Annotated in this window: 22 protein-coding genes and 1 pseudogene; 19 read left to right on the top strand and 4 right to left on the bottom strand. The window is 34.1% G+C overall.

Features of this window, described 5'->3' with window-relative positions; translation table 11 throughout:
- Nucleotides 1–182: 182 nt before the first annotated feature.
- On the bottom strand, nt 183–1,070 hold the full coding sequence (locus AC1DS7_RS06755; protein WP_002189374.1) for a hypothetical protein: 888 nt from the start codon (nt 1,068–1,070) through the stop codon (nt 183–185).
- A gap of 270 nt (nt 1,071–1,340) precedes the next feature.
- Between AC1DS7_RS06755 and AC1DS7_RS06750 the strand changes: the two genes are divergently transcribed.
- From AC1DS7_RS06750 to AC1DS7_RS06725, 6 genes are all read left to right on the top strand, one after another.
- Nucleotides 1,341–1,928 (top strand): TetR/AcrR family transcriptional regulator, encoded by a 588-nt coding sequence (locus AC1DS7_RS06750; protein ID WP_002012456.1) that lies wholly within the window; start codon nt 1,341–1,343, stop codon nt 1,926–1,928.
- A gap of 8 nt (nt 1,929–1,936) precedes the next feature.
- Complete coding sequence (locus AC1DS7_RS06745; protein ID WP_476998868.1) at nt 1,937–2,581, top strand: HXXEE domain-containing protein; 645 nt, start codon at nt 1,937–1,939, stop codon at nt 2,579–2,581.
- A 174-nt stretch (nt 2,582–2,755) separates the two neighbouring features.
- Nucleotides 2,756–3,403, top strand: a complete 648-nt coding sequence (cbpA, locus tag AC1DS7_RS06740) for a cyclic di-AMP binding protein CbpA (protein ID WP_002012458.1) — start codon at nt 2,756–2,758, stop codon at nt 3,401–3,403.
- A gap of 443 nt (nt 3,404–3,846) precedes the next feature.
- Entirely contained in the window at nt 3,847–5,184 is a 1,338-nt protein-coding gene (brnQ4, locus tag AC1DS7_RS06735; protein ID WP_431182189.1) for a branched-chain amino acid transport system II carrier protein BrnQ4, read from the top strand.
- Between the two features lie 65 nt (nt 5,185–5,249).
- Nucleotides 5,250–5,579, top strand: coding sequence for a chaperone CsaA (csaA, locus tag AC1DS7_RS06730; protein WP_215588967.1), 330 nt, complete (start codon nt 5,250–5,252; stop codon nt 5,577–5,579).
- Nucleotides 5,560–6,126, top strand: coding sequence for a DUF1572 domain-containing protein (locus tag AC1DS7_RS06725; protein ID WP_002165929.1), 567 nt, complete (start codon nt 5,560–5,562; stop codon nt 6,124–6,126). The genes csaA and AC1DS7_RS06725 overlap by 20 nt, the downstream gene beginning before the upstream one ends.
- Here AC1DS7_RS06725 and AC1DS7_RS06720 read toward each other — a convergent pair.
- Together AC1DS7_RS06720 and AC1DS7_RS06715 are read right to left on the bottom strand one after the other, a co-directional pair.
- Nucleotides 6,099–6,403: pseudogene (locus tag AC1DS7_RS06720) on the bottom strand (permease). The gene AC1DS7_RS06725 and the pseudogene AC1DS7_RS06720 sit on opposite strands and share 28 nt — an antisense overlap.
- A 4-nt stretch (nt 6,404–6,407) precedes the next feature.
- Nucleotides 6,408–6,704, bottom strand: a complete 297-nt coding sequence (locus tag AC1DS7_RS06715; protein WP_002012463.1) for a hypothetical protein — start codon at nt 6,702–6,704, stop codon at nt 6,408–6,410.
- A gap of 89 nt (nt 6,705–6,793) precedes the next feature.
- Here AC1DS7_RS06715 and spoIIP (AC1DS7_RS06710) point away from each other — a divergent pair, with 89 nt between their 5' ends.
- From spoIIP (AC1DS7_RS06710) to AC1DS7_RS06655, 12 genes are all read left to right on the top strand, one after another.
- On the top strand, nt 6,794–7,948 hold the full coding sequence (spoIIP, locus tag AC1DS7_RS06710) for a stage II sporulation protein SpoIIP (protein WP_201067007.1): 1,155 nt from the start codon (nt 6,794–6,796) through the stop codon (nt 7,946–7,948).
- Nucleotides 7,949–8,214: 266 nt separating this feature from the next.
- The gene (locus tag AC1DS7_RS06705; protein ID WP_002141410.1) at nt 8,215–8,712 is read left to right on the top strand and encodes a GNAT family N-acetyltransferase; all 498 of its coding nucleotides are present in this window, start codon (nt 8,215–8,217) and stop codon (nt 8,710–8,712) included.
- An 11-nt stretch (nt 8,713–8,723) separates the two neighbouring features.
- Entirely contained in the window at nt 8,724–9,464 is a 741-nt protein-coding gene (locus AC1DS7_RS06700; RefSeq protein ID WP_002031537.1) for a M15 family metallopeptidase, read from the top strand.
- A gap of 23 nt (nt 9,465–9,487) precedes the next feature.
- Nucleotides 9,488–9,934 (top strand): NUDIX hydrolase, encoded by a 447-nt coding sequence (locus AC1DS7_RS06695; RefSeq protein WP_002141412.1) that lies wholly within the window; start codon nt 9,488–9,490, stop codon nt 9,932–9,934.
- Between the two features lie 187 nt (nt 9,935–10,121).
- Entirely contained in the window at nt 10,122–11,597 is a 1,476-nt protein-coding gene (locus AC1DS7_RS06690) for an amidase family protein (RefSeq protein WP_016102163.1), read from the top strand.
- A gap of 701 nt (nt 11,598–12,298) precedes the next feature.
- On the top strand, nt 12,299–12,727 hold the full coding sequence (locus tag AC1DS7_RS06685) for an NfeD family protein (protein ID WP_002012470.1): 429 nt from the start codon (nt 12,299–12,301) through the stop codon (nt 12,725–12,727).
- A gap of 2 nt (nt 12,728–12,729) precedes the next feature.
- Nucleotides 12,730–13,698, top strand: a complete 969-nt coding sequence (locus tag AC1DS7_RS06680; RefSeq protein WP_002031527.1) for an SPFH domain-containing protein — start codon at nt 12,730–12,732, stop codon at nt 13,696–13,698.
- 18 nt (nt 13,699–13,716) lie between these two features.
- Nucleotides 13,717–14,928 carry a stage II sporulation protein P gene (spoIIP, locus tag AC1DS7_RS06675; RefSeq protein ID WP_350457429.1) on the top strand — a complete coding sequence of 404 codons (1,212 nt, stop codon included), beginning with the start codon at nt 13,717–13,719 and terminating at the stop codon, nt 14,926–14,928.
- 91 nt (nt 14,929–15,019) lie between these two features.
- Nucleotides 15,020–15,610 carry a histidine phosphatase family protein gene (locus AC1DS7_RS06670; protein WP_002141416.1) on the top strand — a complete coding sequence of 197 codons (591 nt, stop codon included), beginning with the start codon at nt 15,020–15,022 and terminating at the stop codon, nt 15,608–15,610.
- A gap of 6 nt (nt 15,611–15,616) precedes the next feature.
- A complete protein-coding gene (locus tag AC1DS7_RS06665) occupies nt 15,617–16,393 on the top strand; it encodes a Cof-type HAD-IIB family hydrolase (protein ID WP_215588969.1) in 777 nt (258 codons plus the stop codon).
- Nucleotides 16,394–16,540: 147 nt separating this feature from the next.
- On the top strand, nt 16,541–17,086 hold the full coding sequence (locus AC1DS7_RS06660) for a MarR family winged helix-turn-helix transcriptional regulator (protein WP_098635355.1): 546 nt from the start codon (nt 16,541–16,543) through the stop codon (nt 17,084–17,086).
- Nucleotides 17,087–17,290: 204 nt separating this feature from the next.
- Complete coding sequence (locus AC1DS7_RS06655; RefSeq protein WP_098635410.1) at nt 17,291–18,487, top strand: MFS transporter; 1,197 nt, start codon at nt 17,291–17,293, stop codon at nt 18,485–18,487.
- Here the strand turns inward: AC1DS7_RS06655 and AC1DS7_RS06650 are convergent.
- The gene (locus tag AC1DS7_RS06650) at nt 18,456–18,917 is read right to left on the bottom strand and encodes a DinB family protein (protein WP_078204815.1); all 462 of its coding nucleotides are present in this window, start codon (nt 18,915–18,917) and stop codon (nt 18,456–18,458) included. The two genes, AC1DS7_RS06655 and AC1DS7_RS06650, sit on opposite strands and share 32 nt — an antisense overlap.
- A 171-nt stretch (nt 18,918–19,088) precedes the next feature.
- On the opposite strand from AC1DS7_RS06650, the gene alr reads away from it, so the two are divergent.
- The gene (alr, locus tag AC1DS7_RS06645) at nt 19,089–20,264 is read left to right on the top strand and encodes an alanine racemase (RefSeq protein ID WP_016120086.1); all 1,176 of its coding nucleotides are present in this window, start codon (nt 19,089–19,091) and stop codon (nt 20,262–20,264) included.
- Nucleotides 20,265–20,295: the final 31 nt, after the last annotated feature.

Here is a 20,295-nt window from a genome sequence, read left to right as displayed (position 1 = left end):
AAAGATGTCACCTCCTGTAATTATGTTATACTTTTATAATAAATCCAAATGAAAAGATTAGTCAAAGAAAATGGGTAAATAATGGTAGGTTTCTATAGTAGTTTTTTAATTTGCTGTTATTTTGTCCTCTATATAATAGGAATAACCGTCTACTTTTAATTTAAGTAGACGGTTATTCTATGTTATGGTTTCGAAATACTTCTAGTTAAAGTATACGTGTTTTGTTTAGAGTGGTTTGTTGTCCATAAAGCTTGGAGAAACGATAAGATGCTATATGGAATATAAAGTAGTAATAAACCAATTGTGACAACTATAGGTGCATTTCTACCAAATTGGACGATAAATTGTAATAGTCCGTTTGTATGAAAAATACATTCCATAAAAACGAATGAAAGAATAATGGAACTCAAAATAGATTTATGATTGGAAGTAAGCGCAATAAATAACGTATCAACAAGGAAAGATGAATTTTTTATTTCGTATTCATTAGTAGTATTTAAGAACGGTAGCCATTTTTTAATTGCTTGCATAACGATTATCATAGAAGTGCTACATACGATGATAAAAGAAGAGAAGAAAGGAAACTTTATGAATTTAGATATGTAGAGAAGTGATAATAGGACTGAACATTGTAATATCACAGTGCCAAAAGAATACGGTATCCAGCGAAATAAAGAACTACACTTTTTTAATGAGTTTGGTGCTTTTAAAAATAGATGGCCAATTCCTAGACTTATAAAGAAACCGATTACAAGAGTGAATGTGAAACGAACGATTGATAAAAAATATATTTCCCATATGTAGGGGAACAGTGGTGACGAATGGTTAGAGATATGTAGTATATTTTGTGTATGTACAAGCTGATTTGCTGAGAAAAGGATAGGCTCATGCATCCAATCAATTGTTGGAATTGAAATGGAAGAAGGCTGTGCTAAATTATGAAAAATGCTTACAAATCCAGTTAAGTAGGAGTAATTATGTGTAATGAATAATGCTGGAAGGGGACTTATGACAAAAATAATCAAAACACCGGCTATAAATTTACATATATGTGAGCGCAATAAGGACATACAATCACCTACTCTTAGAATATTCAGAAAATTATTATTCTTATTTTAGCTTTTTTCAGGGGAAGTTACAATATATTTTTCTTTACCTATTGGTATATGGATAGTTTTAAATTATTTTTAGAAATTTATTTTATGTATGGGATGAATGAAAAGAAATGTAGGTAAATGTCGAAAGGATTAAATTGATTTTTCAAATTGGAAAGTGATACCATAAAGTTAAACGGTGTTTAAATCATTGTTTAATCGATAAATTCTAGAGGGGGAGATAAGTTGGGGGGAAATGAAAACATATCAACGAAAGAAAAGATTTTAAATACAACCTTGGAGTTAATTAAAAACGAAGGTTTTGAAAGGGTAACGATAAGGAAAATTGCATCATTGTCAGATGTAAATATTGCGCTTGTAAATTACCATTTTGGTTCAAAAGAAAAGTTGATTAGTGAGGCGATTAAAGTTTTGTTAATTAGCTTCCAAGGCACTTTTTCTATTTTAGATGATATTACAGTACCAGCGAAAGAAAGATTAAAAATATTTTTATTTGATTATGTACTAGTAATTCGGCAATATCCTGAGTTAGTCAGGAAGATTATTGCAATGGGAACTACGGTATTTACATCTCAATACGAATATGGAGATTTTTTGAAGAGGCTAGGTTTTAGTAAAGTGAAGAATATTTTGAGCGAAATAACAAATGAAGCGGATCAGGAAATTTTAATGATGATGACAGTGCAAATATTTGGATCCATTTTTCTTCCAGCATTAATGATGCCAATTCTTGAATCAGGAGCAGATATAAGAGTACTGCCTATAGAAAAACAGATTGATTTCCTATTTGAACGCTATTTTTATAAAAATTGAGATAGTGGGTGATAGAGATGGTTAGTTTCTTTAGAAAGCATTGGTATGATATAGGGTTAGTTGTGGCTATTGTTGTCGTTGTTTGTTTAGTCGCGAATTTGGGAGAAATAAGTGAAATAAATGTACTGTTAGCGTTAAGTTTTGTAGCCATTTTAGTGCATCAATTTGAAGAGTATCGTTGGCCAGGTTATTTCGCTGGTCTGTTTAATGTAGTTATATTTAAAAGTGATATACCAGATCGCTATCCATTAAATACGCAATCTGCTATGGTAATAAATATTTTGATTGCGTATGTTTTTTATTTACTTCCGGTTTTCTTTCAAAATATAATATGGCTTGGGATGGCACCTATTTTAATGGGGTTTTTTCAATTCATATGGCATGGTATTTTTGCAAATATAAAAGCTAAAACAATATACAATCCGGGATTAGGTGCGGTTGTATTACTACATGTTCCGATTGGTTATGCATATATGAGATATGTTCTTTTACACAATCTAGCTACAAATTTGGATTGGATATTAGGGCTGATCTATTTTCTAGTAGCAACCTATTTTTTAATTATAAAAGGAAATATGTTAATGAAAAGTAAGGAGACAAATCATTGTTTTTCTAAAAAGCAATTAGGTCCGTACAATGATGCAGTAAAGTGATCCAGAATTCAGAAGGGATTTTTGATGCTGAAGAGAGTACAAGTGAATGATTCATGAATAAATTATGACGGAAAAATGAATAATTTTCAGAAAAATAAAATAATATATTTATTTTTTTCTGAAAATATAATATAGTTATGGCACAGAAAGTATTTTAACATAAGGAGGCTGTTTATGAGGATTAAAGGAAATTATGTGCCGAAAAGGGAAGTGTTATTTTGCTCAAGTTCAATTACGATAGGGGAAGCACTGGAGCATTTAAATAAAACTGGGTATCGTTGTGTACCAGTTTTAGATGAAAAAAAAGAGAAATACTTAGGGAATATATATAAAGTAGATATTTTAGAATATAAAGGTTCACTTGAAGAGAGTGTAGTACAAATATTAAATGATAAAGAAGGATATGTGAGAGAAGATTCTTCGTTCTTTAAAGTATTTTTTACAATAAAAAAATTACCTTATTTATCAGTAGTTGATGAAAAAGGAGTTTTCCTGGGGATTTTAACGCATAAAAAAGTTTTTGAGTTATTAGAAGATGCATGGGGAGTCCATTCTAGTAAATATTCTGTCATGATTGGAACACAAGATTATAATGGGGCCATTCAAAAATTATCGACAGTGCTAAAGAAATACACTGGTATTCAAAGCTTAATGACTTTTGATAATGATGCTTTATTAGTACGTAGAATAATGTTTACATTGGGAGAAGAGTTTGAAGATAGTGAATTAGAAACATTGCTAAAGGATTTAGAAGATCATGGATTTAGAGTTGTGTATGTTGAAGAGATGAATAATCCACGTGAAGTTGAAACGATAGACTAACAAGTAAAAGCCATCTTATTTTTTGATGGCTTTTACTTTCTTTCGTATAAAAATATTCAAATATAATAAAATGTAAAAATCGTAAATTTCTAAAAAAATTTGTGTAATAAAATAAATAAAGGAGGTATGTGTGGATAATTTTGATTTTCAAAAAATTCTATTTAAAAATATGTTTTTATTTTTCAGCCAAATATGTTACTATATGTGTGATAAAAACAAAGAGGTCTGACAACTAAACTCCACGTTATAACACTCTAATGACTTGAATATTCAAAAAAATCAAAAATTAATAATTAGAGTAAGAATAAGGGGAATGGAGAAATTATGGAGAAAGACATTGCTTTGTAAGGGGCATATTTTATCATCTTGAGCAGAGAGGAGGATGCATAGCATATTGTGAAAAGAGAGATAAACAATGAAAAAGTGCTATGCAAATGAAAAGCATGAAGGGACGTTTAAGGCCAGGTGATACGGTAGCGATTGGTTTAATGTTATTTGCACTATTTTTAGGAGCAGGAAATTTAATTTTCCCACCAGTTTTAGGTCAACAAGCTGGAGAGAATGTTTGGGTTGCTACAATTGGATTCCTTGTAACGGGAGTCGGATTACCCCTATTAGCTGTAACAGCTGTCGCGTTTGTAGAGGGGGACTTGAAAGCGCTGTCTTCTAGAGTTCACCCTATATTTGCGTTTATTTTCCCATTGATTAGTTATTTAGCGATTGGACCATTTTTCGCGATTCCGCGTACTGGAGCTGTTTCATTTGAAATGGGTATGAAGCCATTTCTATCAGAGACAATGGTTTCTGAGTGGTACATGCTATTTCTTTTCACTATAGTTTTCTTCGGAATAACGTGGTATTTATCATTAAATCCATCTAAATTAGTGGATTGGTTCGGGAAATTTCTTACACCATTGTTAGTATTGATTGTTGCTGTTATTGTCGGAAAGGCAATTATTGATCCGATTGGAGAACCAGCTGCACCGCTAGCGGCATACAAAGAAAATGCTTTCTTTGGTGGATTTATTCAAGGATATTTAACGATGGATGCAATTAGCGCGCTCGTATTTGGAATTGTCGTTGTACAAGTTATCCGCTCTAAAGGGATAAAAGAGAGTAGTCAAGTTGCAAAAATAACAATTGTATCAGGTATTATTGCTGTACTTGGTTTAACGTTAATCTATTTATCACTTGCTTATCTTGGTTCAACAAGTACATCACTTGGGATCTCAGAGAATGGTGGACTTATTTTAACGAATGTTGTAAATGAGTTATATGGAACAAGTGGTAAAATTTTATTAGGACTTGTTATTATACTCGCTTGTTTAACAACTTCTGTTGGATTAACATCTGCTTGTGCGGGCTTCTTTACAAACGTATTCCCAAAACTTTCGCATAAAACGATTGTAACAATGGTATGTGTGTTTAGTTTAATTGTATCTAACTTAGGTTTAACACAATTAATCGCAGTCACTTTACCAGTGTTAATGATTATTTATCCAGTTGCAATCGTATTAATCGTACTTTCATATTTCCATAAATGGATTGGAAAGCGAAATACAATTTATATTGGTGCAATATTAGGTGCATTGTCAATTAGTTTATTTAATGGCTTAGAAAGTGCGAACATAAAAATTGACGGGGTTTCAAATGTACTACAAATGTTACCATTATATAAAGAAGGAATAGGATGGTTAATCCCAGCATGTATTGGCGGGGTTCTCGGTTTCTTCTTCTATAAATCAAATGAATCAAGTGAGTTACAAAAGAAAGGTGCCTAGGCGCCTTTCTTTTTTGAAGGGGATTTTTATGTTTTGTCTAAGTAATAATTGGGAGGATTGATAAAATGGCTAGTTTTGAAGATTTTTTGACTTTGGATTTACGAATTGGAACTGTAACACATGCAGAGGAATTTAAAGAAGCGAGAGTGCCAGCGATTAAACTAGAAATTGATTTTGGGGAGCTTGGGGTCAAGCAGTCAAGTGCTCAAATTACGAAGAGATATAATCCAGAAGACTTAATCGGTCAGCAAATTGTTGCTGTTGTAAGTTTTCCGCCAAAGCGTGTAGCTGGATTTAAATCGGAAGTGCTTGTATTAGGTGGAGTTCCTGAAGCTGGTGATGTTGTGTTGCTTCAGCCTAATATGGAATTGCCAAATGGAACGAAAATTAGTTAGTGTGAAGGTAGGGGTAAACATGGATATCGGACGAGAATATTTACAATGTGCCATTTCGAATTTCAAGGCAACACAAAAACAAGGAGAACGTGTACTTTCTCAATTATCTTATGAACAGATAATGTGGTCTGCTTATGAAGAGACAAATAGTATCGCGATTATTATTAAACATTTACATGGTAATATGCGTTCAAGATGGACGGAATTTTTAACGTCTGATGGCGAAAAAATAGATCGTAACCGAGATGGTGAATTTGAAGGTGGGTACAATTCAAAACAAGAAGCGCTTGCTGCGTGGCAAGAAGGGTGGGAGTATGTCTTTAAAACGATGGATACTTTAACAGCAGAGCAGATTTTGCAGAAAGTATACATTCGCGGAGAAGAACACACTGTCATGCAAGCGATCGAAAGGCAAATTTCTCATTATGCTTTACATATTGGACAAATCATTTACATTGGTAAAATGTTAAAAGAAAATGAATGGGAGTGTTTAAGCATTCCTAGAGGTCAATCTACTAGTTATTTACAGAAAAAACGTTCAACGTAATAATAGGAAAGAAACCGATATAAAATAGGAAGCAAAAAATAAGCCAATTGATAGAGGGCTCCGTGAACATTAGAATGCTGCCAGCAATAAGCCCATATGTAATAAGAAAGAAACCAAAGAGTGTATTTATAGGAATAAAACGTGAGACAAATAATTGCTGATTTTTGAAACAAGTGTTGTGAAACAAATAAAAGCGGAAATGCCATGTAGAGGTAATAAGATCTTTCCTTCTCGTTATTCTTTTTTTACATTTATGACAGATGAACGGTGGTTGCATTTTATTACGCTCCATTTTTTATATTTGTAATAATGTAAGACAAAAGTAAGTATAAAGTGTATGTTCCTATATACGCTCCTGCAATAAGGAAAAATGGATTCAGTAAAATTCCATGAATGCTTGTCATGAAAACTAAATTTTGTATTAAAACATCATATATATTAATAGAAATAATTGTCCCGAGTACATACAGTGCTAAGTATGCGGAAATATGTAGCACAATACGAATTTTAGGATGTAAAGCAAACAAATAAAAAATAAATGATAAGACGATTGGTAATGTTCCTATTAGTAGCTTCAATTCATTTCACCTCATTAACAATATAGCCGGAATTTAAGCGGTCTATTCTCTAGAGCTTGTACATAACTTGAAATAGAGAGGGTGATAGTATGAATCGAGGCTTTTTTTACGTGAAATTAACAAGTGTACGCAAGTTAATTATATTTATTATTACTACGGTATTAGCGACTTTCTTTCTTATTAGTGTAATGGTAACTTCCATGAAAGAGACAAAGTCAACGTATTTATATAATTGGTTAAATGAGTTATCAATGAATGGTTACATGTACGTTATTGGGAAGGAGAATCATTATTTTACACAGGAGTACCGGAATTTGAATCAAGACTTTTCTATTTCTTCATTCCTCTTTTCGATGGCTACGAATATTCGTTTTGATGATGTACGTAGTTTTGTCGGGAAAGAGCTTCCTGGCTTTGGTAAGTACGATACAGAAATCGTTATCGCAGGTGAGGGAACAAATTATTCTAACTTACCGATAGAGTCGAGTGTTCCTCTTGAAGAAGTAGTGAAAGAACGGACTGGAGAAGGTGGACAAGCGCCAAAGCCTGATACGAATAAAGAGAAAAAACAACCAGCTCAAACGACTGGAAAAAGACAAGTTGCATTTATATATCATTCACATAGCTGGGAATCTTATTTGCCGTTACTTAACTTAACAAATGATCCTAATCCAAATAAAGCAACGAGTTCTGTAACGAATATTTCAATAGTTGGAGATCGCTTTCGTGAACAACTGGCAAGTGAAGGGATAGGTGCTACTAACGATAAGACTAATGTCGGTCAAAAGTTAATAAGTAAAGGATTGAATGATACTAGTTCTTATAAAATGTCACGGGAAATTGTACAAGAAGCGATGGCTGGTAATAAAGAATTACAATACTTCTTCGATTTACACCGTGATAGTGCACGGAAAAATGTAACAACAAAAACAATTGGAGATAAATCATATGCTAAGCTTGCTTTTGTAATTGGGAAAGGTAACAAAAACTATGAAAAAAACTTACAATTAGCAACTGCGTTACATGAGACGATTAGTAAGAAATATCCGGGAATGAGCCGTGGTGTAATTCAAAAAGGATTCCAAACAGGAAATGGAGTCTACAATCAAGACCTATCAGGACAAGCGATATTAATTGAAGTTGGCGGGGTAGATAATACAGAGGAAGAATTAAATCGATCAATTGATGCACTTGCTAAAGCATTTGGTGAATATTTTTGGCAAGCAGAAAAAGTGAATGGATAAAGTGAAATTTGAATTAGTGGTAGGCATTGCCGATGGTTATCAGCCTACATCAATTGGGGGAAAACGTAAGTGTACAGCTTACGTTTTTTGTTTGTCATGAAATGAGGATGATAAGATGTCACATTATAGACATAATTTGTAATTGCTATAGTAATATCGAAATTTGTCTATTTATAATAGGAGAATTAGAAAGGGATTTTCGCAAAAATAGAGAAAATCTTTTTACAAGGAAAATTTTTAACTAACAGAATGGGTAGGGGATCAAGGTGATACGAGAGATTCGAGTAGAAGATGCAACATCGTTTTTGCAATTAAATAAGCAATTGGACGAAGAAACGAAATTTATGTTATACGAACTAGGAGAAAGAAAAACTACAGTAGAGCAACAAGAAAAGATGGTCCACCGTTTTATTGAAAATGAATATGCGACAATATTTGTAGCAGTTGAAGAAGAGAGAATAGTAGGGTTTATTTTAGTTAATGGAAATAATATTCAAAGAAAGAGACATGTGGCAGGCATTGTAATTGGTATTTTGCAAGAGTATAGTGGCCGAGGTATTGGAACGAGTTTGTTTAAAGAAGTGGAGAAGTGGGCAAGATTACATGATGTATGGCGTTTAGAATTAACGGTAATGGCCCACAATACAAGAGCTCAGGCACTATATAGCAAAATTGGATTTGAACAAGAAGGTGTCAAAAAATCTGCTCTTATCATCGATGGAAAAGGTATCGATGAGTATGAAATGGCCAAATTATTAAAATAAGAGGTCGTTATATGAAAAAAAGATGGGCACTACTTGGTATCGTAGCAATGATACTGATCATTGGAGTAGCAGGAATAAATTATAAGATGTACAAGGAGCAAGAGGCGAAGGAAGTAAATGTAAACAATATATTTCCGAAAGCTAAAGAAACGATTGCTAATATGGATGGGGATATCGCAGTCATTAGTAATCCAAGTTCGATGCTTGTACTTGTGAATAAAAATAGGCGTTTACCAGATGGGTATAGACCGCCAGATTTAGTTGTTCCGAAAGTACGTTACTCTAGTGAAGGTGATCAAGAGAAGAAAAAGATGAGGAAAGAGGCAGCGGTGGCACTTGAGGAAATGTTTCAGCAAGCCAATAATGAGCGGATTTTCCTTTTTGCAGTCTCTGGATTTAGATCTTTTGATCGACAAAAAGCATTAAATACAATGTATAAAAGACAAGATGGAGAAGCAAAGACAGCGATGTCTAGTGCAGTCCCTGGTACGAGTGAACATCAAACAGGACTAGCTATGGATATTACATCTCAATCTGCTAAATTTCAGCTAGAAACTGTTTTTGGGGAGACGAAAGAAGGAAAGTGGCTTTCTGAAAATGCCCATAAGTTTGGTTTTGTTATTCGATATACGAAAGAGAAAGAAGGGATTACCGGTTATCGTTATGAACCGTGGCATGTACGGTATGTTGGGAATCCGCAAGCTACATATTTATATGAAAACCAACTGACGATTGAAGAAGTAACGCAGTAATGAATTGAGGGGAGAGGGCTAAGATGACGATGTTATATAAGAAAAAGGTACATGCATATATTACGAGAGAAAAAGAAGGGGCTATGCAACTACTCGTTTTTAAACATCGTGATATACGAGAGGCTGGTATCCAAGTTCCAGGCGGGACGGTAGATGAAGGCGAAACGTTAGAGGCAGCAATTTTACGTGAAGTACAAGAAGAGTCAGGACTACGCCATTTTTGTATCGAGCGCTTCCTTTCTGATTACATTATTTATATGAAAGAAAAAAAGGAATATCAAAAACGTCATTTTTTCCACATTTCATTATTAACAGATGTGAAAGATACGTGGGAACATATAGTAAGTGCTGGTGAGGAAGACAAAGGTTTAGTATTTTGTTATGAATGGATTGATATTAACAAATGCCCTGAATTAGCAGGTAAACAAGGCGAGTTTTTACATTTGTTAGAAGAGGTATATGTAAAATAATAAAAAGAGTCTGAGGCGATATTGTATTCGTTTCAGACTCTTTTTATTTCTCTGGAAATTAAAGGTTTTTAAACTGGTGAGTTGAATTCCTGTATAGGGATAGTAGTTGTTAATACGAGGAGCGGAGAAAATGAAAAAGTAATAGATACACGTCATATATATAAGGGCTTATAAAAGGAGAATGAAAATGGAAATTCAGTTTAATACATTATTGCAAAAAGAATTAACAATTCATGATATTCAAAAGGAAATGGAAGCTGGGAAGTTAACTTCAAAAGAACTAGTCATGTATTATCTTCATAGAATCGCAAAGTATGACCAAGATGGACCGAAAATCAATTCTATTTTAGAAATCAATCCAGATGCTATCTTTATTGCAGAAGCGTTAGATTATGAAAGAAAGACAAAAGGTGTAAGAGGTCCATTACATGGTATACCTGTTTTACTTAAGGATAATATTGAAACGAATGACTCGATGCATACAAGTGCTGGTACGATTGCTCTAGAACAAAATATAAGTAGTGAAGATGCATTTCTTGTTAAAAAGCTCCGAGAAGCAGGTGCGATTATACTAGGGAAAGCAAATATGACAGAGTTAGCAAACGGAATGTCTTTTGAAATGTGGGCTGGATATAGCGCTAGAGGCGGTCAAACGATTAATCCTTACGGTACAGGAAAGGATGATATGTTTGTTGGTGGATCGAGTACAGGATCTGCCGTTGCAGTTGCTGCTAACTTTACTGTATTATCCGTTGGAACAGAGACAGATGCTTCTATTTTAAGTCCAGCTGTTCAAAACTCTGTAGTAGGTATTAAACCGACAGTTGGTTTAATTAGCCGTAGTGGAATTATTCCGTTCACATATTCTCAAGATACAGCCGGTCCGTTTGCTAGAACGGTAACAGATGCTGCTATTTTACTAGGGAGTCTAACTGGGGTGGATGAAAAAGATGTAGCTACTCATAAAAGTGAAGGCATGGCATATCAAGATTATACATCTTATCTTGATGCTAATGGTTTAAAGGGAGCGAAGATTGGTGTTTATAGCAATGCGCCAAAAGATTATTCCGAAAATGGTGAGTACGATGAAAAATTGTTTGAGGAAACGATCCAAGTATTACGTAGTGAGGGAGCGACAGTAGTAGAAGATATTGATATTCCGTCTTTTCATAGGGAATGGAGTTGGGGAGTTCCACTTTATGAGCTGAAGCACAGCTTGGATAACTATCTTTCTAAATTACCTTCTACTATTCCAGTACATTCTATTTCGGAGTTAATGGAGTTTAATAAAAACATAGCAGAAAGAGCTTTGAAATATGGACAAACTAAATTAGAAAGAAGAAAAGATTATCCTAATACGTTAAGAAATCCAGAATATTTAAACGCAAGATTAGAAGATATATATTTTTCGCAAAAACAAGGTATTGATTTTGCGTTGGAAAAATATAATCTGGATGCGATACTGTTCCCTTCTTATATAGGATCTACTATATGTGCGAAAGCAGGTTATCCGTCTATAGCAATGCCTGCGGGATATATGGATAATGGGAGGCCTTTTGGAATTACTCTTGCAAGTGCTGCTTTTAGTGAAGGGGCATTAATTAAACTAGCATATGCTTTTGAACAAGCGACAAAACATAGAAAAATGCCAAACTTATCGTAAATAGAAACGAGAGAAGGTTGCCTGAAATGGATTTATGGAGGCCAGCCTGCTCTTATTAATAGCTAAAAGTATTGTCGATTTCTTTTGAGGAATCGATATCTCATATCGAATCGTTGATATATTGTAAGTTGTAATATATATAATTGAAAAATCGTTGATATAAATTCATTGGACTATTTAGTTGGAAGTCTTATATAAGAAATAAATCACTTAGATACAATATGTTAAATAGAAATCTCTTTCTTTGGCAATCTCTGATGCTTTAATTAACGAAAAGACAAACAAGTAGAACATAAAATAAGAAAAGAAGCGATAATATAAATAGTACGAACATCGAAAATATCGGTAATTGTAGCTGATTTAGTTGTATACAATGTCAGCGAGGATAATACACATTTTGGAGCCTAAATAGTAAGCTAGTGAACGTTTCGGCAATAAGAAGCCCATCTTCAAATCAATAATATTTTTCAAATTATAATCAGAAAAATATATTTTTGAAAGAATTAAATTTTTTGTCATTTTTTGAAAGGGGTTTTCGTGTATAATGAAGAATATATTAATATAGCATTATATTAATGCTTGTTGTAACAGTGAATACATATAATAGCTTGTAGCAAACGCCCCCTCTATGAGAAAGGGCGGATAAACCATTCTTTTCTTCATATACATATAGAAAATGAGAAAGAAAGTGAGGGTTGCATATGGCTGGATGGGTGATTTGGTTTATAATAGCGGGTATTTTATTTATTGCAGAAATGTTGTCGATTACGTTTTACATGCTTTGGCTTGGAATTGGAGCTGTTGTCGGAGGTCTTATTGCTTTGTTTGCTCCTGATGCACTATTTTTACAAGTTGTTGTTGGGGCAATTGTAAGTTTAACATTGACTTTCTTTACGAAAAGAATTTCTAAAAACTTTCGAGAAGCAAAAGGTTTTACTGATACAGTAGATAAACTTGTTGGTAAAAAGGGAATTGTTATGCAAACGATTACAAGCGAAGTGAACGGTATTGTGAAAGTGGATGGAGATACTTGGACAGCTATTTCGGATACTCCTATTGATGCTGGAGAAAAAGTCGTTGTTATACAGAGGCATAGTACTATTTTACAAGTGAAAAAGGAGAGTGAATAAATATGGCAGTAGCATTAACGTTAACGATTATTTTCGCATTGATTGTCGTTGTATTTATTGCATTGACAATTAAAATTATTTCTCAGCAAAAAGTTGGGGTCGTTGAAAGGTTTGGTAAATTTCAACGGATTATGCACCCAGGATTAAATATTCTAATCCCAATTGTAGACCGCGTTCGTGTATATCACGATTTGCGTATTCAACAAACGAATGTACCACCACAAAAGGTAATAACGAAAGATAATGTACAAGTAGAAATTGATACAATTATTTTCTATCAAATTGTTGAACCAGAGCTTGCGACATATGGTATTTCAAACTATGAATATGGTGTTCGTAATATTACATCTGCAACAATGCGTCAAATTATTGGTAAAATGGAGCTTGATGAAACATTATCAGGTCGTGAAAAAATTTCAACAGAAATTCGTTTAGCACTTGATGAAGCGACAGAAAAATGGGGCGTTCGTATTGAGCGTGTCGAAATAGTCGATATTAATCCACCAAAAGATGTGCAAGTATCAATGGAAAAACAAATGAAAGCAGAACGTAATAAACGTGCGATCATTTTAGAAGCTGAAGCAGCGAAACAAGATAAAGTCCTTCGGGCTGAAGGGGAAAAACAAAGTAAAATTTTAATGGCTGAAGGGGATAAAGAAGCGCGTATTCGAGAAGCTGAAGGTTTAAAAGAAGCAAAAGAATTAGAAGCGCAAGGGGAAGCAAGAGCGATTGAGGAAATCGCAAAAGCAGAACAAAACCGAATTGAATTACTTCGCGCAGCAGATTTAGATGAACGCGTACTTGCTTATAAATCGTTTGAATCATTAATTGAGGTTGCAAAAGGACCAGCGAATAAAGTCTTTATTCCGTCTAATGCAATTGAAACACTTGGTACTCTTGGTGCAATTGGGGAAATCTTCAAAGAAAAACAAGCGAAGAAATTACCTTCGTCAGATACAGAAAAAGAATAATAAGAGTGAGAAAGAGAAATGGGATGCCATTTCTCTTTTTTTTTTGCGTATATTACGAAAAGCTTGTACATATCCATGTATAAAGAAGGTGATACAGTGAAGAAGTATGCAACCCGTATACATGGGAAGAAACTAATCTCGTTACTCTTTCTATATGCACTAGTCATAATTATTATTGCGTCGATTTTGACGTCGCTTTTACATACAATGAAATCGAATTACGTGAATCAATGGTTTGGAAAAGTATCGATGCAAGGTTTTGTTCAAATGATAGAAAGTGAGAATCGCTATTACGGATTTGATTATTTTAAGCAGAATAAAAGGGAGTCATTTGGAAATTTAATGTTCTCGATTGCGACGGATTTGAAAATTAAAGATTTAAGAACGTTTGTCGGTAAAGAAGTGCCTGGTATGTCAAAGTATTACTCTAACATTATCGTAGCTGGGGAAGGGACAAACTTTACGAATATCCCAAATGAATCTAGTGTACCGATTGAAGAAGTAACGAAAGAGCGAGAAGTAGCAAAAGATAAAGTTACAGAAGCTGAAAAGAATAATCCGGTTCAGAAAAAGAACGGAGCGAAAAAAGGTGAAAGTGCAGTATATATTTATCATACACATAGCTGGGAATCTTTCTTTCCGTTATTACCAGGGGCTACCGATCCATCAAGTCCAGATGTAAATGTGTCCTTACTAGGGAAACGTATGAAAGAACAACTTGAAGGACAAGGAATTCCGGTAGTTCATGATAAAACGAATATGGGGGATTTATTAGCGAGTAAAAAATGGAAATGGCCGCAATCATATAAAGCGTCTCATGAATATGTAAAAGAAACATTAGCACAAAATAATAAAATTGCGTTTCCGATTGATATACACCGTGATGATCAGCGGAAGAAGGTAACAACAAAAGTAATTAACGGGAAATCGTATGCAAGATTATATTTTATAATTGGGATGGAAAATGAAGGGCGTGCTGAAAATGAAAAAATTGCAAGAGCAATCAATAGTTATTTAGATGAAAACTATTACGGGTTAAGCAGAGGGATCTTTCCAAAGTATAAAAAAGATGGAAATGGCGTTTATAATCAAGATTTATCTAAAAATGCGATGTTAATTGAAGTTGGTGGTGTGGATAATACGCTAGACGAACTATATAATACTATTGATGTGTTAACGGAAGCGTTTAGTAAGTATTATTGGAATGATGCAGAGAAAGTGAATGGATGAGGGGCGGGAAACCGTTCCTTTTTTGTTATATAAAGTTAAGAATGTGATATAATGGAGTTTTGTGAATATAAAACAAGGGAGCGGAAGAAACATGCAAATACTACTAATACGCCACGGTGAATCAGAAGCAGATATTTTAAATGTACATGAAGGTCGAGCTGACTTTGAATTAACAGAAAAGGGAAGACAGCAAGTACAAAGACTTGTACAGAAAGTGAAAGCAGATTTCCCGCCAGATTTCATTTGGGCAAGCACATTAAAACGTGCTCGCGAAACTGGTGAAACATTAGCAGAAGGAATTGGGTGCCCAATTCAACTAGAAGAAGAATTAATGGAGTTTAATAATGGGGTACAAGCAGGGTTATCATTTGAAGAAGCGAAAAAATATCCAGAGCCAAAATTTCTTCATGATCGTTTTGAAAACGGGGAATCATTTATTGAATTTAGAATGAGAATAGAAGGGATTTTTTCTAAAATCGTGACAGAGAATACATATGACCGAATTGCAATTGTTGCACACGGTGGTGTAATAAATAGTATTTTACGAGCGTTTTTCCAAATGCCAATTAGCATGGACTATTATTTTAAAATGGGAGATACGGGAATTAGTTTGATTGAACTTACGGATAAACAGAAAACTATTCATTTTATAAATGATACAAATCATTTAGAGGGAATGTAAGAGGATATGTACAAAGTTGTATTTTTTGATGTGGATGGTACTCTTTTAAGTGAGATTGATAGAAGTATGCATGAAAGCACAAAAGAAGCGATACAAAGGTTAATAGATAAAGAAATTCACGTAGTTGTTACAACAGGGAGACCATATAGTTTATGCTCACAATTTAAAGAGCTGGGCATAAATACGTTTATTTCTGCAAATGGTGCACATATAAAATGTGCTGATGAAGTTATACATAAATCGGTACTTTCAAGTGGAATTGTTCATGATATTTCAAATTTCGCTGAATTACATGGTCACAGTGTTTCTTATTTTACAGAGGAATTTGTAATGAATGGTATTGCCTCAAAAGACGAACGTGTAATACGAGCATTAAATGAAACGTTAAATTTAGAGCGGTATCCTGACAAAGTTAGAAACTTATCAGAAGAGATTTATTGTGTATGTCTGTATGCTGATGAAACAGAAGCTCAAAAATTCTTTGAAAGATATCCAGCACTTACGTTTGAACGTTTTCATGGTTACGTTATGAATGTGTTGGAAGATAGTAAAGTATCGAAGCTAACTGCAATTCAAAAGGTATTGGAACATCTGGAAATTTGTAAATCAGAAGCAATTGCTTTTGGTGACGGTGGAAATGATGTTGAGATGTTACAGTATGTAGGACTAGGAATTGCGATGGGGAATGGCGGAGAAGAGTTAAGAACAAGAGCAGATTTCGTTACAAAGAAATCAAGTGAAGGTGGCATTTCTGTTGCTTTAAAAGAGTTTGGGATTATTTAGAAATATTAGTTAGTCAGTGTGGAAAATCCTGTTTTAAAAACAGGATTTTTTTGTCTAACAATATTCTTGCAATAGAAGGAAGAAAATGAGTATAATGAAAAGTAGTTAGGTAAGCTAATTAAATAAAAGGAAGGAGAGTGAAAATGAATGGATTCAAAAAAAGATGCTCTTCCTTTAGGGATTGAGCCTTATGCAGAGTTAATAAAAAAGACAGCATCAGCGGATACGGATCCAATCGCAGCAAAACTTGGTTTGTTAATGTTATGGACGTCTGATAATGTTCTAGATGCAGTTGACGTAGATTTAGCTCCGCTTGGTATTTCAGAAAGTAAATTAGATTTTTTACTGTTGTTTATTTTGCGTGAAATGGAATCGAATGGGGGAGAAGTGAACATGAGCCCTTCGGATATTGCGAGCCGATTAGGGATTACACGTGCTTCTGTCACTGGCTTATTAGATTGGATGGAGAAACGAGAGTTAATCGTAAGATTCAATCATTCTGAAGATCGAAGAAGATTAAAGGTGAAAATTACTCCGAAAGGAAAAGAACTAGTTGCGCATTCTTTACCGACTTTTTGGTTATCTTGCGCGTCGTTAGTTGATGACTTTAGTCAAGAAGAGCGTCAAACTTTAGAGAATCTCTTAAATAAAATGCAAGTAACTATGCAGAAGAAATTAGGAGAAGGCAGATAAAGCAGTTGATTGTGTGAGTCAACTTTTTTATTTAGACAAATAATTAGGTTACCTTATTATATGTCTAGCTAATTTGATGAAGGGTGGTGATATGTCTTTTAACGTAAACAAATTAAGTACGTGTTAAAGGAATGGCGTTTTGAGTAGTTTACTTTAGATGTTTTAAACCGATGGGGAAAATCATTGTAAGGGGGAGATTTTATGATGGAAATATCAAAAGAAGTAAATAGTGAAAGGAATTACACAATAATGACAGCGGTGTTATGTTGGGCGGGCATGGTAGTTATGTCCAGCCTATATGTGACGATTCCTTTAACCGCTCTATTTTCAGACCTTTTTAAGGTTTCATTAGCACAATCTGCGGCTACAGGCAGTATATTTTCTGTTGGCTTTGCTATAGGTTGTTTGTTATTTGGGGCAATCTCTGATAAATATGGGAGAAAAAAAGTGATCTTTATTGGACTGCTTGCACTGTCGATTGTTTCTTTTTTCTTAGGGATTGTGGATAGTTTATTTTGGCTTGTTATTCTTCGAGGGCTACAGGGGATAGCAGCAGCTACATTTTCTCCAGTAGCGTTAGCTTACGTTGTAGAAATGTTTCCGTTAGAAAAAAAGGTTACAACAATAGGGTTTGTTAGTACCGGTTTTTTAGTAGCTGGAATTGCAGGACAAGTAATAAGTACAGCTGTTAGTCAGCATTTTGGATGGCATATGGTGTTCTTTCTTCTTAGTATTGTCTATATCATTACTGCTGTATTGGTTCATTATTCTCTTCCGAAAGGGGAAACGTCTCAATCCAATACTGATATTTTGGGACCAATTAAACAGATGGGTAAAGTTTTTACACATAAAAGCTTAGTATTGAGCTATATGATTGCATTTGTTTTATTAATGGCTTTTGTTAACATGTATACTGTTTTAGGGAATTATTTGAGCAGTCCTACTTACAATTTAACTCCAGAACAAATTCTTTATTTTCGCTTAGCGGGGCTATTTGGTATGTTGCTGTCACCACTTGCGGGTCGTTTAACAAAGAGATTCGGAGTAAGGCAAGTTCTTCAGGGCGGATTGTTGGTCGCTATTTTTAGTTTAAGTTCAATGGGCTTTATTTCGAACCTGCCGCTACTTGTAATGATGAGCGTCTTTTTTGTAATAGGTATTGCTATATCCGTTCCGTCTTTAGTTTCTCTTGTCGGCCAATTAGGAGGAAAATCAAGGGGAATAGCAGTTTCTATTTATACTTTCGTTTTATTTTTAGGAACTAGTATAGGACCTATTATTTCTATTTATCTTATGAAAATAGGGGACTATGCTCAGACGTTTATTTTATTAGGATTGATACTCTTTATTGGTTTTGTTTTCGCTCTTTTTATTCGAATAAAGGAATGTAAGGGTCTTTAATATGCTCACATAATAAAATATGAATTTGTCCGCGATGATGATAAAAATGTGCAACGATTTCAAGCAACCATTCGAATCGAGAGTAAGAAATACCCCAATAAGCAGTCATAATTTCCGCTAACTCTTCGTTGGAATAGGATAAAAAAGTTTTAGAAAGTAAATCGTACCCTTGTATCATCGTTTGCTGTATTTGAGTAATTGTTTCTGGTGTTTGTTCTATATAAAAGGTATGTAAGTCTTTTTCCGTAATACCATTTAATATGAGTAAATCAGCATGGAAAATAAGGGAAAGATGTGTGCACATTTCAAATAATGACCGCTTTGATTCAATCGGCTTTATTTTCAAATCACTTTCAGTATATTGGTTCAGTATTTGAATGGAAGTATCGATAGCAATTTTAACTTGATTCAATGCAGATGGAACAAACATTGTAATTATTCTCACCTCCGTATATAATAGTTTCTTAAGGGTATTATATCATACTAAAAATTCCGAAAATTCTAGTAGTTTGACTAGCATAGTGAAAAGTATTATATTGTAAAAGGTCATATGAAACGTGAAATAGAATGGAATGTAATTATTGAGTTAGGAGTTAGACCAATGAGCTTGAAATATGGAAGAGATACAATTGTTGAAGTTGACTTAAATGCGGTAAAACATAATGTAAAAGAATTTAAAAAACGTGTGAATGATGAAAATATTGCAATGATGGCTGCTGTAAAAGCGAATGGGTATGGTCATGGGGCAGTTGAAGTTGCGAAATCGGCTATTGAAGCAGGAATAAACCAACTTGCAGTTGCATTTGTAGATGAAGCAATTGAATTAAGAGAAGCTGGAATCACTGTACCTATTTTAATTTTAGGATATACACCAGTAGCAGCTGTAGAAGATGTAATTCAATATGACGTTATGATGACTGTTTATAGAGTAGAAGATTTACAAGGTATAGATGAAGTTGCAAACCATCTTCAAAAGAAAGTGCGAATTCATGTGAAAATTGATACAGGAATGAGCCGTATTGGTTTACAGGAAGAAGAAGTTAAACCGTTTTTTGAAGAGTTAAAACGTATGCGATATGTAGAAGTAGTAGGGATGTTTACACATTACTCTACCGCTGATGAAATAGATAAAACTTATACAAATATGCAAACAAGTTTGTTTGAGAAAGCTGTAAATACAGCGGAAGAATTAGGAATTCATTTTCCATATATTCATAGTTCAAACAGTGCAGGATCAATGGAACTTAGTAACACATTTCAAAATATGGTTCGTGTCGGTATTGGAATTTACGGTATGTATCCTTCAAGAGAAGTGGATCATACAGTTGCTTCCTTACAGCCAGCGTTGTCTTTAAAATCAAAAGTAGCTCATGTTAAACATGCGAAGAAAAATCGTGGTGTTAGCTATGGGAATACTTATGTAACAACGGGCGAAGAATGGATTGCAACTGTACCGATTGGTTATGCTGATGGTTATAATCGTCAGCTATCTAATAAAGGGCATGCACTAATAAACGGAGTACGAGTACCTGTAATTGGCCGTGTTTGTATGGATCAGCTTATGCTAGATGTTACAAATGCAATGCCAGTACAAGTAGGAGACGAAGTTGTATTCTACGGCAAACAAGATGAAGAAGAGATTGCGGTGGAAGAAATAGCAGATATGTTAGGTACAATTAATTATGAAGTTACATGCATGTTGGATAGAAGAATTCCACGTGTTTATAAAAAAAATGATGAAACGACTGCGGTTGTAAATATATTAAGAAAAAAATAAGAAAAAACTGAATCGATATGATTCAGTTTTT

The sequence above is a fragment of the Bacillus sp. P4_E1 genome, from assembly GCF_056401715.1.
Note: the sequence above shows the minus strand (reverse complement) of the source record. Positions and strands in the feature narration are given on the sequence as shown.

Excerpts from the sequence above, each read along its gene's own strand:
- spoIIP (WP_201067007.1), top strand. The coding sequence starts at position 6,794 with ATGAATCGAGGCTTTTTTTACGTGAAATTAACAAGTGTACGCAAGTTA.
- AC1DS7_RS06700 (WP_002031537.1), top strand. The coding sequence starts at position 8,724 with ATGAAAAAAAGATGGGCACTACTTGGTATCGTAGCAATGATACTGATC.
- AC1DS7_RS06655 (WP_098635410.1), top strand. The coding sequence starts at position 17,291 with ATGGAAATATCAAAAGAAGTAAATAGTGAAAGGAATTACACAATAATG.
- AC1DS7_RS06680 (WP_002031527.1), top strand. The coding sequence starts at position 12,730 with ATGGCAGTAGCATTAACGTTAACGATTATTTTCGCATTGATTGTCGTT.
- alr (WP_016120086.1), top strand. The coding sequence starts at position 19,089 with ATGAGCTTGAAATATGGAAGAGATACAATTGTTGAAGTTGACTTAAAT.
- AC1DS7_RS06670 (WP_002141416.1), top strand. The coding sequence starts at position 15,020 with ATGCAAATACTACTAATACGCCACGGTGAATCAGAAGCAGATATTTTA.
- csaA (WP_215588967.1), top strand. The coding sequence starts at position 5,250 with ATGGCTAGTTTTGAAGATTTTTTGACTTTGGATTTACGAATTGGAACT.
- AC1DS7_RS06660 (WP_098635355.1), top strand. The coding sequence starts at position 16,541 with ATGGATTCAAAAAAAGATGCTCTTCCTTTAGGGATTGAGCCTTATGCA.
- AC1DS7_RS06665 (WP_215588969.1), top strand. The coding sequence starts at position 15,617 with ATGTACAAAGTTGTATTTTTTGATGTGGATGGTACTCTTTTAAGTGAG.
- brnQ4 (WP_431182189.1), top strand. The coding sequence starts at position 3,847 with ATGAAGGGACGTTTAAGGCCAGGTGATACGGTAGCGATTGGTTTAATG.
- AC1DS7_RS06650 (WP_078204815.1), bottom strand. The coding sequence starts at position 18,917 with ATGTTTGTTCCATCTGCATTGAATCAAGTTAAAATTGCTATCGATACT.
- AC1DS7_RS06690 (WP_016102163.1), top strand. The coding sequence starts at position 10,122 with ATGGAAATTCAGTTTAATACATTATTGCAAAAAGAATTAACAATTCAT.
- AC1DS7_RS06685 (WP_002012470.1), top strand. The coding sequence starts at position 12,299 with ATGGCTGGATGGGTGATTTGGTTTATAATAGCGGGTATTTTATTTATT.
- AC1DS7_RS06725 (WP_002165929.1), top strand. The coding sequence starts at position 5,560 with ATGGAACGAAAATTAGTTAGTGTGAAGGTAGGGGTAAACATGGATATC.
- AC1DS7_RS06695 (WP_002141412.1), top strand. The coding sequence starts at position 9,488 with ATGACGATGTTATATAAGAAAAAGGTACATGCATATATTACGAGAGAA.
- cbpA (WP_002012458.1), top strand. The coding sequence starts at position 2,756 with ATGAGGATTAAAGGAAATTATGTGCCGAAAAGGGAAGTGTTATTTTGC.
- AC1DS7_RS06755 (WP_002189374.1), bottom strand. The coding sequence starts at position 1,070 with ATGTCCTTATTGCGCTCACATATATGTAAATTTATAGCCGGTGTTTTG.
- spoIIP (WP_350457429.1), top strand. The coding sequence starts at position 13,717 with ATGGGATGCCATTTCTCTTTTTTTTTTGCGTATATTACGAAAAGCTTG.